This is a genomic window from Anaerocolumna cellulosilytica, from assembly GCF_014218335.1.
Lineage (GTDB): Bacteria > Bacillota > Clostridia > Lachnospirales > Lachnospiraceae > Anaerocolumna > Anaerocolumna cellulosilytica.
On sequence record NZ_AP023367.1, the window covers coordinates 2,059,955 to 2,078,910 of the forward strand.

An 18,956-nucleotide genomic window follows, 5' to 3' on the forward strand; every position below is an offset into this window, starting at 1 on the left:
GGGCGATGGAAAGGGAAGAAATAAAACATTATTTAAAAGATGTTATAGAGGAGATACTAGAAATCCAATATGGTGATGATTTATTTAGTCAAGAACTTACTAATTTAAGCTTTAACTCCATCTCATTTATTAAATTAATTGTAAAACTTGAAACAGAGTTTGATATAACGTTTGGTGAAGAAATCACTTTGCTCCAAAAGAATACAACTGTATATGATATCGTAAATGCTATCTATGCAAACACAATTGAGAATAATGAGAACTTATTGGAGGATAAGTAATAGTTAGAATATATTAAAAGAGCAGGATGGAGACAAGTATGATAATAGATTGTGTATTGATTGGTTTTAATGATGAAAAAACGGAAGCAACTTTAAAAAAAACGGAGGCATACAAAAATAAGGATGCCGCCCATAATCATGAAATATCAAGGTCTGCCATAGTAGATGGACATATAATGAAATACTCGGACTTGGTACGGGAGAGTATTAGTCGTGCAACAAGAATGAAAAGTGATTTATCCATATACCGTATGCCTAATATAGATGTACATGATTTACACCATTATTTAAAGAAAAGGAATATACATGCAGCAATCGTAAATGATTTCACATTAGATAAGAAAAAGCTTACATATCTACTTCGAAATTCAAGTCCTAAATTAGTGGGGATTTCTTCTACCTGTGTTGTTGAAGCAGAGCCAATAAGAGAGATGGTTGATTTTATACGAAATATAAACCCGACTATTCCTATTGTAGTTAGAGGTCCGTTTATAAATAATATTAATTATGAATATCAGAATTATAAAAAGATAGCTTTGTTACAAAGGATGGGAGCAGATATTTACATACATGAACGACAGGGTGAAAAAACACTGCATAATATATATTTGGAACTATGTAAGGAGAAGCCAGATTTATCCAGAGTACCAAATATATTATATAAATCTAATATACAACTATATAATTCTGAACATAAAATTTTAAGAACGATTAAAGTACCTGAAAACATACATCTTGATGATGAGCCTGTGAAGGAGCTTACGTTTTATGGGAATCATATAAAACCACCTGTTTATATACGAACAGATGTAAGCTGCGTACATAATTGTACGTATTGCCCATATCCAATATCAGGCGATGACGTTATGTATTCCAGTTTGGATTCCATTGAAAAAAATCTAAATTACATACATAGTCTTGGAGTCAAATATATTATTTTTAGGGATGTTTCATTGAATAAATCTTTGGAGCGTTTTAAAAGCATTCTTCGAATGATGATAAGAAACAAATATGACTTTAATTGGTTTTCATACTTTATTATTTCCCACTCAGATGATGAAACATATGATTTGATGGAACATTCTGGCTGCAAAGGGGTAATCCTGGACATAGACTCTGGTGTGGATACAATACTAAAAAATATGGACAAGCAGGTTACAAGGAAGAAGTTAGCTTGGGGAATTAAGAAGCTAAAAGAGCATAATATTATTAGCTATGCTTCTTGCACTATAGGATTTCCTGGTGAAACGGTTGAAACTGCAAAGGAGACAATACAATTTATTGAAGACTACCGTCCTACATTTTATGATTTGCAATGCTGGTTTTATGATAATACCAGTCCAATAGCAAAAGAAAAAATATATTATAACTTAGAGGGTTCTGGTTACACATGGTCACATAAAGATATGGATAGCAGTTTAGCAAGTGACATTGTTTTTCATGGTATAAAAAAAATAACCAATTCGTATTTTATGCCATCAACATCTTTTAATCTTTGGTCGCTTGTGTATTATCTTTCACAAGGAGCAGAATTAGAGGAATTTTTTGAATTTTCAAAGATTTATAAACAAGTAATTGGCTATGAAAAAGCGGATTTGGATAAAAAATATATAGATAATATCAATGAAATAATGGGAGTATTTAAAAATAATATAAAATTATATGAGAATCTAATGATGCGCAATAAACAATAAAATTGTGGGGAGTATATTTCAAGAGGTCATCTAAAAGACAGAAGCCAGGAGGTTTTATAATGAGTAAGTTTCATGATTTAGCATTGCTTGATGACAACGAAACGAATATTAACTTGTTTTATCCTTATATATCGGAGTCATGTTTAGAAGAGATACAAGATACCTTAAAATCAAGGTGGATAGGGCAAGGTCCCAAGGTAGACCAGTTTGAAACATCATTTTCAAGAAAAATTGTTAATAATAAAGAGTGTGTAGCAGTTGGAGCAGGCACGGATGCACTTCATTTAGCATATGTTTTAGCGGGAATAAAAGCAGGAGATGAGGTTATTTGTCCGGTTTTTACCTGTACTGCAACCAATATTCCCTTATTGTATCAAAATGCAAAGGTTATATTTGCTGATATACAAAAGGAGAGTTTGAATATTGACCCAAATCATGTTAAGAAATTGGTATCTGAGAAAACAAAAGCAATTGTTTGTGTTGATTATGGGGGTTTGCCTGCTGATTTAGATGAATTAAAGGAGATTGCTAATGAATATAATATTCCATTAATTGAAGATAGCTGCCAAGCAATGGGAGCAACATACAAAGGTCAGCCAATTGGTACAATAGCTGATTATACTGTGTTTTCTTTTCAAGCAATAAAGCATATAACTTCAGGAGATGGAGGTATGTTGGTTTGTAAAAATAAGGAGGCAGCAGTTAAAGCAAAACGATTAAGATGGTTTGGAATTGATCGTAAAGCGAAGCAAAATGGAACTTGGGATAATGATATTACAGAAGTAGGATATAAATATCAAATGACAGACTTAGGAGCTTCATTGCTTATCCCTGCTTTAAATGAGTTTGATTCATTATTAAAACATAGGAAAAAGTTATTCAATATGTATGTGGATGAGTTAGAAGCAATTCAGGGTATAGACGTAGTTGGAAAAGACAAAACGGATAGATCAAATGCAGCCTGGGCATGTACTGTATCCGTTGAAAACGCTAAGGAATTACAAAGAAAATTACGAGAGTATAATATTGAATCAAATCAAGTTCATTACCGAAATGATCGATATTCTATTTTTGCTAATTCTTGTGGAGAATTTCCCAATATGGATTATATGGAAGAACGATATTTATTATTGCCCTTGCATCATAAAATCACAGAAGAGAATATTGTGAAAATATGCAGTATTATTAAAATGGGATGGTAAAGTCTTTGCAGGAGTCTAAATTTTATTGAGAGGAGGTCATTTTTTTGAATCGTGAAGTCAAATACAATATTCTCAAAACAAGCCATAAGTTTCATAAGCAAAGACGGTACTGGGAAAATAAAATAAATAACATATGCATAAATGACGGATATACAGTAAAGCAAAAAGGTGACAATCAGGAGTCTAAAAAAAGTACATATTCTTTTAAAATAGAGAAAGAGCTGTATAGGAGAATATATGAACTTTCCAATAATGATTGGAATAGTGTATTTGCTATCCTATTATCAGGTATTGTATTTGTATGGGGGAAATGTTTTGGAAAAAAAACCTTTTCTGCAGGTACACCAGTTTTTAGCAAGCATAATCAATCAATTAGTGATTTATTGATTATTTATATACTTTTTGATTTAAATAAAACATTTAAAGAATTTTTATATCATATACGTCAGGAATTAATTGATACATATGTGAATTCATCGTATCCAATAAATGAATTATTAAATGAGAAACCAAATAATATCTTTGATATTTTTGTAGAATTTACGAATATTCACAAAGTACCTCATAGGGCGGATTATAGAACCAATTTGTTTTTTTCCTTTAACGCAGATCAAGAGAAAGAAGAAATCACCGGAGAGATACAATATAATCAATCCCTTTTTCCAAAGGATATGATTAAAAGTGTTACACGTATAATAATAAATTTTATAGATCAAGTAACCCACAATAAAGACATATCTTTAAGAGATATAGAACTAATGAGTTTAGAAGAGAAAAATAGTCAGTTAAAATTATTAAATACAGCAAAGAGTGTCAATTTACCTGATGGTTCCTTATACTCATTAATTGAAAATAAAATGCTTCAATCGTGTACGAAAAATGCCCTTATATTTGGCGATGATAAGATGAGTTATAAACAGTTGGGAGAAAGAGTAAATGAAACGTACATTACCTTAAAACAAACAGGGGTTAAAAAGGGGTCGGTTGTAGTTATCAATATAAGCAGAGGTTTTGATTTAATTACTACAATACTATCCGTATTAAAATGTGAAGCAATTTGTTTGCCAATAGACAATAAAACGCCAGAAGCCAGAATGAAATACATGATAGAAAATGCTAGTGCAGATTTTATAGTGCATAATAAGGAAGGCGTAGTAGAGTGCAGCAAATGTATAGTAAACTCAATAAAACAGGTACACAATGAATGTATTTATATAATTTACACTTCAGGATCTTCCGGTACTCCCAAGGGAGTTATGTTAAGTGAAAAGGGAATAAAGAACCATGCTTTTGCTAAGATAAAAGATTTAGGAATAACCTCTTTAGATAGGGTTGCTTTTAATTTTAGTATAAATTTTGTTGCCTCCATCTGGCAGATAATAAGTCCATTACTAGTTGGTGCTGAAATCGTCATATACAATGATGATGTCCTAAAAGATTCCTATGATTTTATGAAAAAAGTTCAACAAGACAGGGTAACAACTTTGGCACTTGTTCCATCATCACTTCATACTTTTTTATTACATATAGAACATGAAAGTGAACTGATTGATTTACATGATTTGAATACATTACTTTTAACAGGTGAAAAAGTGCCAGCAGAATTACCACAACGTTTTTATCGTTATTACAGTACTAAACTTATGAATGGCTATGGGCAAAGTGAGTGTTGCGATGACACACTGCATTATATAATACCTAATAATCAAATGGATAAAGAAGTACCGATTGGACGTCCCATCACCAATACACGCGTCTATATTTTAGATACCAACAAAAAGATGTTACCCATAGGTTTTCCGGGTGAATTATGTATTACAGGTGATTGTCTGTCTTTTGGATACTTAGACGATAATGAACTAAATAAAAAACGCTTTATATCTCTGATGGAATACGAAAGAAATAATTTCGTTTACTGCACAGGAGACATCGTGAGATGTTTAGAAGATGGTACTATTGAATATATTGGGAGAAGAGATAGACAAGTTAAAATCAGAGGGTATCGAATTGAAATCGAAGAAATAGAAGCCAGGCTAAAAAAGCACCCTGAAATTAATGATGCGGCAGTTATTGTGAAAGATAGCCAAGATGAAAAATATCTATGTGCATTTATTGTATCATGCTTAAAAGAAATTCAAATTAAAGACAATTTAAAAGAATGGCTACCGGAATATTTGATTCCTTCTAAAATTGTAGTTGTAAATGAGCTGCCTGTATTACCAAGTGGAAAAATTGATTATTGTTCATTGAATCAGGTAGAATGCAGCCATATAACAAACGAATTGCAATTAATTGAAATGACACCTTTTCAAAAAAAGCTGAAAGAAATATTTTGTTATGCATTAAATATCAATGACATTGGTATGGATGATAGCTTTTTTGACATGGGGGGAGATTCTCTAAATGTTATTAAAGTTACCTTTCATTTAACAGAATATGCAATTGAAATTCATGCTAAGGATGTTTATAAGTATTCCACCATAAGAAGCCTAAGTAAATATATTATTGAAACTCATCAAATTGATTCAAAGGAGATTGAATATAAAGTAAGAGAAATATGGATAAAATTATTAAAAAAATCCGAAATAGACAATAATATAAACTTTTTTGATTTAGGCGGCTCTTCATTACTTATAACAGAAATGCTAACAATGCTAACAGAAGTATTTCGAATTGATATAAATATATCAGATATTTTTGCTTATTCTACTATAAAAGACTTATCGGAATATATATATTGTCTGCAATGTAAGAAAGAGAGGATTTTATACGAAAATGTCTAATATTGAAGAAAAGAATACCGAACATAGTAAGCTATATGAGGAAATAGCTGTAATTGGTATTTCAATCAAATTCCCCAAGGCGGATACACTCGAGGAATTATGGAGTCTCTTAGAAAAAGGAGAAGATTGTGTCCGGAAAATTCCTCAGCAAAGAAAGAAAGATGCAGATAATTATTTTTATTTCATCAATGAACAAGAGAAAGCATCAGAATATATTGAAGCTGCTTATTTAGATCGGATTGATCAGTTTGACTATTCATTTTTTGGGTTATCTCCCAGAGAGGCACAGCTTATTGATCCCAATCAAAGATTATTTTTAGAAATAGCATGGAAGGCATTAGAAGATGCACGCATGGTGAATGAAAATAAAAAGACGGTAAATGTGGGCGTTTACGCTGGATATAGTGGACATAGCAGTTATTCAGAAATGATAAGAAAGGTAGATGCATCGTCAGCGGCAGTTTCATCAGTTGGAAACTGTAATCCAGTTATACCAGGCAGACTTTCCTATTTCATGAATTTTGAAGGTCCATGTATGATAATAGATACATCTTGTTCTTCTTCTTTAGTGGCAATACACGAGGCCTGCAAAGGCCTGCATAACCAAGAATGTGAGATTGCAGTAGCAGGTGGGGTACAGGTACATTCAATACCCATTCGAAACGCGGATATTGGAATACAATCTTCTGACGCAAGGAGTAAATCATTTGACGATGAAGCGGATGGGACAGGCATAGGAGAAGGAGTGGGAGTTGTTGTTTTAAAACCGCTACGAAATGCCTTGCAAGATCACGATAATATTTATGCAGTAATAAAAGGGAGTGCAATTAATCATGACGGGCGTTCCATGGGAATATCTGCACCAAATCCGGTAGCACAATCAAAGGTTATACAGAAGGCGTGGATGAATGCAGGAATTGATCCACGTAAAATTTCGTATATTGAGGCACATGGTACAGGTACCAAGCTAGGAGATCCTATTGAAGTGGATGGTATAAGCAGGGCATTTAGGTTTTATACGGAAGATAAAAATTTCTGTGCAATTAGTTCGATTAAGAGTAATTTCGGTCATTTAGATAGTGCAGCAGGTATTGCGGGATTTGTTAAAGCAATACTACAATTGCAACATAAAAAAATTGTGCCAACTGTACATTATAGTAAAATCAACCGTAATATACCAATTCATGATACACCAGTCTATGTAAATGATAAATTGGCGGATTGGGAATCAATGGATGGAAAAAGGCTATGCGGAGTCAGTTCATTTGGTATCAGCGGTACAAACTGTCATATTATATTAGAGGAAGGGTCCAGCCACATAAGCAACAATATTCCAAAGCAGATACTTAAGAAAACAAGTTGCTGGCTTAAGCTTCCAGAGGCAGACAAAACAAAAGTATCCATGGTATCTGAGAAAAAGAAAGAACCAATCAAAGCATTGTTTGATAATGAAAATATGAAACATCTGGTAGGTAGTATTTTTCAGGACGTATTGGGTATAGAGCATGTAAATGACAATGAAGATTTCTTTTCACTTGGAGGAGACTCGATATTTGCTATTGAAATGATTCAGAAGATTAATAAAAAAATAGATGTAGAACTTACCCTTGAAGATTTATATAATCATCTGACAATAAAAGAACTGACAGATGTGATAATGGAGAAAAGAAAGAACAGCAAGCAGTTCATCCCTCAAATACCAAGAGTAGATGAAGAAAGATATTATCATACTACCTATAATCAAAAACGAATTTATTCTCTATGTAAATTAAATCAAGAGAAAACGCATTACAATATTTATGCAGTATATAATATTAAGGGGAACTTTGATCCCAATCGATTGAATGAAGCTGTATGTAAAGTAATAGAAAGGCACGAAGTGTTCCGGACATCATTTCATTTATCAAATGATGTAATCATGCAGAGAATTAATTCTAATATTGATTTTAAGTTACAATATATAGACAACCCAGAAAGTAGTTTGCCAGAGCTGCTTTCAGAAATCATTCAACCATTTAACCTTGAACACGCACCTTTAATTCGAGTTACATTAATTAAGTGGAAAAATGAAGATTTTACCTTAGTTACTGATATGCATCATATGATTTCAGATGGAAAATCATGTGCTGTTTTTACGGATGAATTAATGAACTTATATAATGGAATGCATTTGCCAAAAGTAACATTACAATTTAAGGACTTTGCCGAATGGCAACACAACTATTATAAATTAAATAAAGAAAAAATGGAGCAGCACAAGGAGTATTGGTTGAATATGTATAAAGAAAGACCAGAATTATGTAGGATACCTAGTGATAAGCATACAGATGATTTGTTCGAGTTTACTGGAGAAACATTGTATTTTATGCTGCCCTCAGAGTTAAAAGATAAGTTGAAAAACTTACATACAGAGCTTAAGGTCACCTTATTTACATTATTTATGTCTGCGTATTTTATACTGCTTCATAAATACACTGGCAAAAATGATTTGATGGTGGGGACTGCTTCCATGGGGCGAACACATCAAGAGACGGAATATATAATAGGGTTGTTTGTAAATACCCTCCCCCTACGAACTTTGATTGATGAAGATATGCACGTTAATCAATTTATTATGAATGTATCGGCATTAATTATTGATGCCTATACACATCAGGATTACCCGATTAGTGAATTAATTCGTGAACTAGAATGGAAACATAAAGAAAAGGAAAATCCTTTATTTAGTACCATGTTTATTAATCAAAGTGCAAAGGAAAACACCTTTAATACGAACGATTTTACAATCAGCCAAGTAAACTTTAATAATCAGGACAGTAAGTTTGATATAATGATAAATTATACAAGCAAAGAAGGGGAATGGTGTTTCAGTATTAATTATTCGACGAACTTATATAATAAAAACACAATAGAAAATCTGTGGATAGACTATATAAAAATATTACAGAGTATAACAGAAAATGTTCACACACCGATATGTGAAATAAACCTCTTGGAAGAAGAATCCTCATCACCTGCTGCTCTGTTTGAAATAGAATTTGATTTTAATTAGGAAAGGAGAAAAGTATGTCAGATTATTCTTCTGCACAAAATAAAATAGGTGCATTACCTTGTTTTTATGCAAATTTAAAACATTTATTAGAAATGCATGAAATCGTATTGACGGAAGCAGACATTTATTTTCTCTGCGGATACTTCAGCCCGGAAAGCATAGATAATGAATCGAAATATAGATTAAAATATCCGTCATATGCAGTACAATTGCATAATTTTTGTATGCGTACATATATAGACTGCGAAATGAATTTCGACGAAAATAGTAATTATATTTCTTCAGAAATTAATCAAGATCTTTTTCAAGATAGAAAAGTATTATTAGCAGTGGATGCAAAAGTATTGGATCATTTAATCATTCAATCCTATGCCAGAAATTGTCACTTTCTTATTTCTACAGGATTAAATCCGAAAAGCCATATCTGTGTTTCGGATTTTTTTGTTATTGATAGGGAAGGGAAAGTTAACACATATGTAGGTGAATACCAATACAATTGTATTAAGGATGCTCTTTATGGATACATATATATGAAAAATATAGATAAGAATCTGGTTGACAAAGCGGTTAACAACATGGTGGATTATGTGGTACAAGAATTAGAAAGACTGCTGTATAAGACAGAAGATGGATCATTATCAGGACTAGGGCTTCTTGAGAGCCTATTAAATAGAATTGGGAAAGAAAGCTATGAAGACTCATTCATAGAAAAGGAATCCTTTTACAACTTGATTATGATACTTATCTCAAGACATATCATTTTTTTTGATTATATTTGCGATTTTATGAATCAATATCAAGTAAAAGATGGTGAGAATATGACACAAAAATTTATGAAAATCAAGAATTCATGGGATAAAATAACCAATATGATGGCGATTCAAACATTTGCTTATAATTATAAGAGAAATAAAGCCATCTCATATGAAGCAGGGGAACTAATAAAGCAACAACAAAATTTACTATTACAGCTAATAACCAACCTTAGAGGAGACAGAATATGATTGAATTGCTAAAATCGAAAATACACAGAGCAGTAGTAACAGATGCTAATATTAATTATGAAGGCTCCATCACAATCGGGGAAAGACTTATGGAAAGTGCAAGGATTCTTCCTTATGAAAAAGTAACAGTAGTAGATATTCAAAATGGGAATCGTTTTACTACTTACGCTATTAAGGGCAAAGAAGATCAATCCATCTGTGTAAATGGAGCAGCTGCCAGATTAGTCAGCATCGGAGATCAAATCATTATTATGGCCTATTGTTTCGTTAATGAGACAGATTATAAAAAGAGTTATGAACCTAGGGTTTTATTAGTAGATTCATCGAATCAAATAATAAAACAAGAGAATTAAAATAAATTAATACGGGGTGAAATCTATGGTGTCTTATAGTGTGCCTAGTGATTTTTGTAGCAATACGTTAAAAAAGCTTAATGAAATCAATGGCTTAAAGAGTAAAGGTTTTATATCTGAAGTGTATGGACAAGTAACAGAGGGAACATTTATTGCTTCTGGCAGAATGCCATCATTACTTCCTCAAGTAACTATGAAGCAATTAGAGGTATATTTGGAATCGTGTAAGAAATACAATATAAAATTTAATTACACTTTAAATGCATCTTGCATGTCAAATAAGGAATTAATACATATAAAGGAATTAAAGCAATTCATTTCTGAGCTGTACCAGATGGGAATACGGTCATTTACAGTTACACTGCCAACATTAATGGATACTATTAAGAGCATGTATGATGATGTAGAAATAAAAGCCTCAGCCATTTGTGAAATAAACAGCCCAGAAAAGGCTAGTTATTATAAGGAAATGGGTATTAGTAGAATCGTTGTAGAACCGGATATAACTAGAAAATTTGACATACTTGAGAAAATATGTAAGGTGTTTGGTGATGGGGTAGAGATTATTGTGAATAACATGTGTCTCAAAGGCTGTCCATATAAGATGTTTCATTATAATTTTGAGTCCCATGGGGAACAAATGAAAGAGCATAGTAACTATTATTATCATAAATGCAGTTTACAAAAAGCGAATAAAGCATATAACTATATAAAATTAAATTGGATACGACCTGAGGATATATACCGATATTCGAGTATCGGAATCAAATCTTTTAAGATTCAAGGAAGAAATAATAAAAATGGAGACAATATTAATAAAATTATACAGTATTATCTTGAGGAATCATTTGATGGAAACTTGTTAGACTTATTAACACTATTTACGCCATATAATTCATTTCAGCCTTATATAGATAATAAAAAATTAGACGGATTTTTAGAACCATTTTATCAGAATAAAGATTTTTGTACCGGTTTATGTGATACTTGTTTGTACTGTATGGATTATGCAAAAAAGAGTATGGATGTATCAGAGTTAAAGACATTAAACCAATATGCAACACAATTTTATGAGAAAGTAAATCGTCTTGATTAGTTTGTAAAGAGAGAAGAAATTATGAGAAAAGAAGATATTGCGATTATTGGAATTGCAGTTAAATTAGCAGATATAGAAGAGTTAAGTGAGTATTGGGAATGTCTTGCGGATAAAAAACATTGTAATAAAGAATTATCTAATCAAAGAATAAGTGATATCAATAAGTATATGAAGTATATCAATAAAGATCCAATACATACGTTTCCAAAAGCCGCTTATCTGGATAGGATTGATACCTTTGATTATGATTATTTCAACATTCCATATCATAAGGCAATCAGCATTGAACCAGCAAATCGTTTATTTATGGAAACAGCTTGCCAATGCCTTGAAGAAGCAGGTTATACAAAAGAATTAATGAAAAATATAAAGACTGGAGTTTTTACAGGATATGGGAGGGAGCCGGGCTATTATGAGATGTTTAAGGTTAGGCATCCAGATGTAAGAATCAGTTATTTTGCAGAATCTTTTATTGCTTCTTATATGATGCATTTTTATAATTTACGAGGACCAATATTGACAATTAATTCTTCTTGTTCTTCATCTTTAGCGGCATTGCACTATGCCTGTCACTCAATCCGCACGAATGAATGTAAAATGGCGTTAGCAGCAGGGGTGCAGATACATTATTTACCAAATGATAAACAAGAAATAGAGTTGTTAATAGAAAATGGACAATGTAAACCTTTTGATCAGTTTGCAAAAGGTATGGGATTCGGTGAAGGTGTTTGCGTAATATTATTGAAACGGTTGGAGGATGCAATAAAGGATCAGGATCATATATATGCAGTGGTAAAAGGAAGTGCTGTAGGCAGCAATGGCAGTGCTATTGGATTATATGCTCCGAATCCTGGTGCCCAGATAGAAACCATTTTATCGGCGTGGAATGATGCAGCGATTAACCCAAGAACCATTACCTATATAGAAACACATGGTTCTGGTACACAATTAGGTGATACCATTGAATTTGAAGCAATCAATAAAGCATTTCGTAATTCTACAAAGGATAATCTGTTTTGCGCAATTGGTTCTGTTAAATCCAATTTGGGGCATACTGGCTATTGCGCAGGTCTTGCAAGTCTTATAAAAGCGGTCTTGCAATTGAATAAGAAACAGATTGCAGGAACTGTACATTTTCGTAAACCAAACCAAAACCTAAACCTAAAGGACAGTGCAATTTACATAAATAAAGAGCTTAGTTACTGGGAAAGATACGGTAATGAAAAAAGAAGATGCGGAATCAGTTCATTTGGCGTAAGTGGAACAAACTGTCATGTGGTGTTAGAAGAGTATGACAATGTAAAAATAAATAATCATTTATCCAAGGGGATTTCCTTCAAGAGTAAACGATGCTGGCCAGAATTTTTAGATTACAACGGGAGGTAAATGAATGCAGGCGATTCAATCAATTTCCAGGTTATTGCCAATACAGAAATCCATATTATATACCATGCTTCGTAATAAGGATTCCGATTTTTATCTAGAGCAATGCTGCTATCGTTTAAAGGGTAAAATTGATATAGAAAAGGTGGAGCATGCATGGCAGTATGTGGTTAATAAACATGATGCATTAAGAGGATATTTTGTTTGGCATAAACTTAGGGAGCCGGTATTTGTTATACTAAAAGAAAAGAAGATAAAGTGTATTATTTGTGATATAAGACAGTCAGAAGATATGCAGGAAGATAAATGCAGGCATGAACGTATACAGGAATGGAATAAAGGGGTTGATATTACAGTCGATCCTATGCGTATCACAATTTTGATCCTATCGGATACAGAATGTGAAATGATTATTACTTTAAATCATATCTTATTTGATGGCTGGAGTAATGCAATTATTATGAATGATTTTTATCGATATTATTTATACTTAATGGGGGAAGCTATAATTTTCCATGATAAAACAACAAGTGTAAACTATAGTAATTATATAAAGCATGAGTTAAAAAGAACGGATAATCCACAATGTATTGATTTTTGGAAAAGGTATTTATCTGATTTATCGGGTAAGGATTATCCGAGTATTTATGGAAAAAAACAGATGGAAGAGGAAAAATTAAAAATTCCTGAAGAAGTTTTGAATAAAGTAAATAAATATTGCAAATTACATTCGGTTAGCTTTGCTAATCTTTTTTATTTATTATGGGCTTTTATTGAAAGTACTGAGGGTGGCTGTAAGGATGTTTGGGAGGCTGTCACTCTTTCTGGAAGAGATATGAATGATATGGACTGTTTGAACGGTTTAGTGGGGGTGTTTATTAAAACGATGCCGTTGAGAATCAGATGGGACAGTCAATCATCCATGGAGAGCTTGTTTATAAAAATAAAAAAGGAGTTATGGGAAATAGATAAGCATAAATATATTTCTGGTCTAGAACTGTTTAACTTGAATCCAAAACTGAACGCAGCCATGAATAAAATTTTGGTGGTTCAAAACTATCCTGTTGATTCCATATTGGTATATAAGGAACGAGTAGTCTCTATAGAATTGGTATCCTCTTTTTACAAACCCGATGCTGACCTTATCGTATCAAATAGTACATTTAGAGATTCAAATTATATAAAGCTTCTCTATAACAACAAGATATATACAGCGAATCATATTAACAAGATTGGTAATAAATTTTTACAGGCGTTTCAATATTTAGCGGATAACAGTGATAAGCAAATAACAGCAGAGATGATATGTAATTGTATAAAATAATATGTAAGGAAGTGAAGAGATGAGCTATTTTAGTATTCCTGCTGATTTTAAAATAGAAACAGTAGATAAGTATATTGATATAAATGAAAGATATGATGATCAAATTATTGAAACCTATGGTCAGATTAATAGCAAAGATAATTTGTTTGGTTCAGGGAGGCCTTGGGATCTTATTCCATTAGTGGGATGGGGAGAATTGGAAAAATATATTTGCTATTCACAAAAAAACAATATTAAATTTAACTATGTACTTAATTCACTTTGTTTGGGAAATAAAGAGTTTACTGACGAAGGAGTAGATGAAATCCTTTGTTTTATAAAACAATTGTATTCTATTGGTATTACTTCATTAACCGTTGCAATGCCTTCATTGATTGAATTAATAAAATATACAGGTTTACCATTTGAGATAAAGGCTTCTACAATATGTAATATAACCAATAGTGATAGAGCAAAATCATATAAAACAATGGGTGTAGATCGAATCGTATTGGATGAAAGTATTAATAGAGATTTTAATGAGTTAAGAGCTATACGAAAGGTTTATGGAGAAAAGGTTGAGTTAATTGCAAATGTGATTTGCTATAAAAATTGTATCTATCGATTTTATCATCATAATCAAATGTCACATGATTGGGAATATGGCAAGAAGAATAGTATAGATTATTACTCAAACAGATGTGCTCTAAAAAGAATGGATAAGCCAGAAAATATACTCAAGATGAATTTTATTCGACCTGAAGATATAACTTATTACGAAGATATAGGAATACAGTACTTTAAATTACAAGGAAGGCAGGCAGTTATGAAGGGAAATCTGCCGAAAGCAGTTGAATCCTATTTTAAGCGTTCTTATGATGGAGATTTACTGCTGTTGTTAGATAGTTTTACTCCCACGAATAATTTTCGTCAACCAATACATAACAAATCATTAGACGGATTTATTGAGCCTTTCTATAGAAATAATATATGTTCTAATAATTGTAGCCAATGTAATTATTGTTCTGAATTCTTTAGCCATAATTTTCTTGTTAAAGATACGATTGAAACAAATAATTTAGCGAAAACATATTATTCATCGACGGATTCGTATATAAATAAAATCAAAAAAATTATGGGAGACAAAATAAATGGAGAATAAGTTTCAGGATATAAACACTTTATCAAAAGGGGATCAAGTAGAGTTACCCCCATTTGATATAAAAGAATTGTTTGAAAAAAGTGTGAAAAAATTTCCAGATAATACCGCTATAATAACTACAGCGGAAGTAAAGCAAAAAGATATGTTTAGAGGAAATGATATAAATTATAGGATAGAGGATATGCAAGGTTGTTTCCGCTTGCATATCTTTACATTAAGCAGGAAATTGAACTCACAATATACAGTATGGAGATCATCCGAGAATCATTGTTTGATTTTAAGTAATTCGGCATCTGATATACTTAAGAGAATGGACGGAAGTAAGAGTATTTGGGAAACTTACTTAGAACTTCAGGATGATTGTAGAGAATTAGTAATTGAATTCATACATATTGACAAACCGGTTTGTGTTGAACATCAATATAATGTAAGGTATGAATTGCAAGCATCAAAGTATGAGCATATTCATTGGTTAGTAAGCAAATTTTATCAGCTGGGATTTGTTGAAATTGTAAAGAAAAAAATGCATTTACAATTAAAAAAACAAATAATTAATTGGAATCAAAATTTGAAAGGTTCTCCGAAAATGATTCTTAGTCAGAAGGAATGCTTGAAAACAGATATATTACTTCTGGGAGATAAACCGGGAACCGCTGCAGTGGGTTTATTATATTTGGCTTCCTATTTACAGAAAAATAATGTACAGGCCAGGTGTCTATTTGTTAACGAATGGTGGGAAAATAATAACTTTGAAGACGAATTGTATCAATTACTTGACGCATCACAGCCTAGTTATGTTGGGCTTAGTATGAAGTGGTTTCCGCATATTTATCGTGTATTACAAATGGCGAAACTTATCAAAAAGCATAATGAATCAATTAAAATTATTATAGGGGGAGATACGGCTTCTTATTTTGCAAAAGAATTTATTAAAGAGGAAGTAATTGACTATGTTGTGATAGGAGATGGGGAAGAGCCATTATATAAGATATGTCAAGGGTTTGATGATATACCAAATTGCATATATAAACGAAATAATGAAATAATAACGGGTGGAATTATGTTAGAACATAATTGCAGTGCGGAGTTGTTTCAAATTGATGAAATTGTATTAGATCCCCAAAACATAGTATTTACTTCATTATATATACCAACTTCAAGGGGATGTACATATGATTGTATACAATGTGGTGGTACAAAAAAAATACAAAATGAAGTATATCAAAAAAACAATTGTTCTTGTTTACGACCTTCTGAATTAGTAAGGAACGACATGATATGTACAATGCCATATACCACTGCTTATATGTTTAGTTTAAGTGGAGATGTTAACGAAAACATTGATTATTTTAGAAAGGTATGGGAAGGCCTGGATTTAAGTGATACCTCATTAGCGTTGTTTGGTATTGCTTTGCCGGATGAAAACATATTACGATTAGCTTGTGAAACCTTTAAATATGTTCGTTTGGGCATTGATATATGCAGTTTATCACAAAGGCAGCGAGAAAGTATAGCTGCACAAACAAATTGTAAACCGCAGCCAACAGATGAAGAAATTATTTGTTTAATAAAAATATGTGAGGAATACCCTAATTGTGAGGTAGATATTCATACAATTGCTGGTATGCCTTATTTAATTCCGAGTGATTTTGAAATGGGTAAAATATTTATAAAAAAACTGCTATCCTATAAATCATTTAAAAGTTTACAATGGGGGAAATTACATGCGCAGCCAGGCACTTCCTTAAGTCTTTCTGCGAGTAATTTTGATATGGATTCGACAGCTAAGACTTATTTGGATTTTTATTACTATAGTAAGCGTAATTATGAATCACAAATATATCCTGAACAAGAAAATTATAATTATCCTTATGTTTATTACAAGGATAAGAAGCTAAACGAACAGATAATCCCCTATTTTATCCAATTAAGCCTGGATTTAGAACATACCATAACAAACAGGACGAAGTTAATATATGAAGAAATAGATTACGCAACTTTACATGAGGCTTCTGACAGAGTTGCAGCTTATTTAAGCTCAGTAGGAATCACTTCCGAAAACAATGTAATCCTCTTAATCAATCATCGTATTTTATTTGCAATTGGGTTATTAGCCTTAGTAAAATCAGGTATTGCGTATATACCTCTTGATGAGCAATTTCACAAGGAAATGCTTCATAAGGTTAAAACAGAGGTAAGCTGTTCTGGAATTTTAAGTGATTGTACGTTAGAAGAGGGGAATTTAAGCATACCTATCAGTGACATAATAAATTTTGATATTGATATACCAATTATTAATAAAAATTATTATAATCATATTTTATATCGTATTTATTCTTCCGGAACAACGAGCAATCTGAAAGTTATATCACTTAAGCAAAAAGGAATAATTAATTATACCTTATGGAGAAATGATAAGTACCGTTTAAAAGAGGACGATGTGATACTTCAGCTATTGTCAGAAGCATTTGATGGGTTTGGCTCTAATTTCTACTCCGCACTGTTATCTGGTGCAAAACTTTTAATGCCATCTAAAAAACATAATAAAGATTATATGCTAGTGCGTAATATGCTAATTGAACATAAAGTGACCAATATGAGTTTAGTTCCTATTATGTATGAATTAATGCTTGAAGTTTCGAAACAGCCATTTAAAAGTTTAAAATCTGTAGTTTTGGCTGGAGAAACAAGCTCACTTAATTGTATCAAACTAAGTAAGGAAATAAATCCCAATACGATGTTGATAAGCGAATATGGACCTACAGAAAATAGTATTGCTTCGACAGCATACATCGGATTAGATGAAAAAACATTAAATTGCATTGGTAAACCAATACAAAATGTAAATACATATATTATAACGAAGGATGAACATATAGCAGGTTTTGATGAAGAAGGTGAAATTTGCTTATCAGGTATTGGTTTATTGGATGGTTTTGAACTGGATTCGTGTGATTCTATTTATATGTATACGGATAGGAATGAACCGCTTTATCGAACAGGTGATTTAGGTATGTGGTGTAAGAATGGTAATATAATATTTTTAGGTAGAAAAGACCGAAACATTAAATTGAGTGGAATAAAAATTCATTTAGATGATGTGGAAAGGGCTTTGCTAAGCAATGATGGAATTAAGGAAGCAGCAGTATTAGCAGCAAATGATAATATGATTGCATATGTTGTATTAAACCCAGATGGCAAACTTCATTACATTAAGCAAGGTTTAGAAACTCATCTTGCTGCATACCAAATACCAAATCAATTTATTGTTTTAGATCAGCTTCCAAGATTGCCTGGAGGAAAAATAGATTACCAGCTACTAAAGAAAACATCAATAAATAGACAGGGAAATATGAATACGGAAATGACAGATACTGAAAAATGGATTTATTCACTTTGGGAACATCAACTTGGTAATAATCAATTTAATCAGTATGACAGTTTCTTTGATATTGGAGGTAATTCACTAATGATAATGAAAATTTATAATGAAATTAATAAAGATGAGGAAATTGTATCAGTTACAGATTTATTTGAATATACCACGATTCAGAAATTAGGAGTTCATATTGATACTATTAAAAAAAATTCCTTCAGTTACTAATGATGAATGAATTCCTTCATTTGGGTAGAGCTAACTAAC

The 18,956-nt window shown here is 31.9% G+C and carries 12 protein-coding genes; all 12 read left to right on the forward strand.

Annotated elements, in window-relative coordinates; all coding sequences use genetic code 11:
• Window positions 1-5: 5 nt before the first annotated feature.
• From acsn021_RS08705 to acsn021_RS08760, 12 genes are read left to right on the forward strand one after another with little or no spacing between them, the layout of a single operon-like run.
• Window positions 6-281, forward strand: coding sequence for an acyl carrier protein (locus tag acsn021_RS08705; protein ID WP_184091359.1), 276 nt, complete (start codon window positions 6-8; stop codon window positions 279-281).
• Window positions 282-319: 38 nt separating this feature from the next.
• Window positions 320-1,975 (forward strand): radical SAM protein, encoded by a 1,656-nt coding sequence (locus tag acsn021_RS08710; RefSeq protein WP_184091356.1) that lies wholly within the window; start codon window positions 320-322, stop codon window positions 1,973-1,975.
• A 59-nt stretch (window positions 1,976-2,034) separates the two neighbouring features.
• A complete protein-coding gene (locus acsn021_RS08715; RefSeq protein WP_184091354.1) occupies window positions 2,035-3,177 on the forward strand; it encodes a DegT/DnrJ/EryC1/StrS family aminotransferase in 1,143 nt (380 codons plus the stop codon).
• A 44-nt stretch (window positions 3,178-3,221) separates the two neighbouring features.
• Window positions 3,222-5,960, forward strand: coding sequence for a non-ribosomal peptide synthetase (locus tag acsn021_RS08720; RefSeq protein ID WP_184091352.1), 2,739 nt, complete (start codon window positions 3,222-3,224; stop codon window positions 5,958-5,960).
• Window positions 5,953-9,012 carry a condensation domain-containing protein gene (locus acsn021_RS08725; protein ID WP_184091350.1) on the forward strand — a complete coding sequence of 1,020 codons (3,060 nt, stop codon included), beginning with the start codon at window positions 5,953-5,955 and terminating at the stop codon, window positions 9,010-9,012. The genes acsn021_RS08720 and acsn021_RS08725 overlap by 8 nt, the downstream gene beginning before the upstream one ends.
• A 14-nt stretch (window positions 9,013-9,026) precedes the next feature.
• On the forward strand, window positions 9,027-10,016 hold the full coding sequence (locus acsn021_RS08730) for a hypothetical protein (protein WP_184091348.1): 990 nt from the start codon (window positions 9,027-9,029) through the stop codon (window positions 10,014-10,016).
• Window positions 10,013-10,369 carry an aspartate 1-decarboxylase gene (gene panD, locus acsn021_RS08735; RefSeq protein WP_184091346.1) on the forward strand — a complete coding sequence of 119 codons (357 nt, stop codon included), beginning with the start codon at window positions 10,013-10,015 and terminating at the stop codon, window positions 10,367-10,369. Before acsn021_RS08730 ends, panD begins: the two co-directional genes overlap by 4 nt.
• Before the next feature lie 25 nt (window positions 10,370-10,394).
• Window positions 10,395-11,465, forward strand: coding sequence for a U32 family peptidase (locus tag acsn021_RS08740; RefSeq protein ID WP_184091344.1), 1,071 nt, complete (start codon window positions 10,395-10,397; stop codon window positions 11,463-11,465).
• Window positions 11,466-11,486: 21 nt separating this feature from the next.
• On the forward strand, window positions 11,487-12,851 hold the full coding sequence (locus acsn021_RS08745) for a beta-ketoacyl [acyl carrier protein] synthase domain-containing protein (protein ID WP_184091342.1): 1,365 nt from the start codon (window positions 11,487-11,489) through the stop codon (window positions 12,849-12,851).
• A gap of 4 nt (window positions 12,852-12,855) precedes the next feature.
• Complete coding sequence (locus tag acsn021_RS08750; protein WP_184091340.1) at window positions 12,856-14,172, forward strand: condensation domain-containing protein; 1,317 nt, start codon at window positions 12,856-12,858, stop codon at window positions 14,170-14,172.
• A 19-nt stretch (window positions 14,173-14,191) separates the two neighbouring features.
• Window positions 14,192-15,313, forward strand: a complete 1,122-nt coding sequence (locus acsn021_RS08755) for a U32 family peptidase (RefSeq protein ID WP_184091338.1) — start codon at window positions 14,192-14,194, stop codon at window positions 15,311-15,313.
• Window positions 15,303-18,917: an AMP-binding protein gene (locus tag acsn021_RS08760; RefSeq protein WP_184091336.1), complete on the forward strand. Its 3,615-nt coding sequence runs from the start codon at window positions 15,303-15,305 to the stop codon at window positions 18,915-18,917. Before acsn021_RS08755 ends, acsn021_RS08760 begins: the two co-directional genes overlap by 11 nt.
• Window positions 18,918-18,956 lie beyond the last annotated feature (39 nt).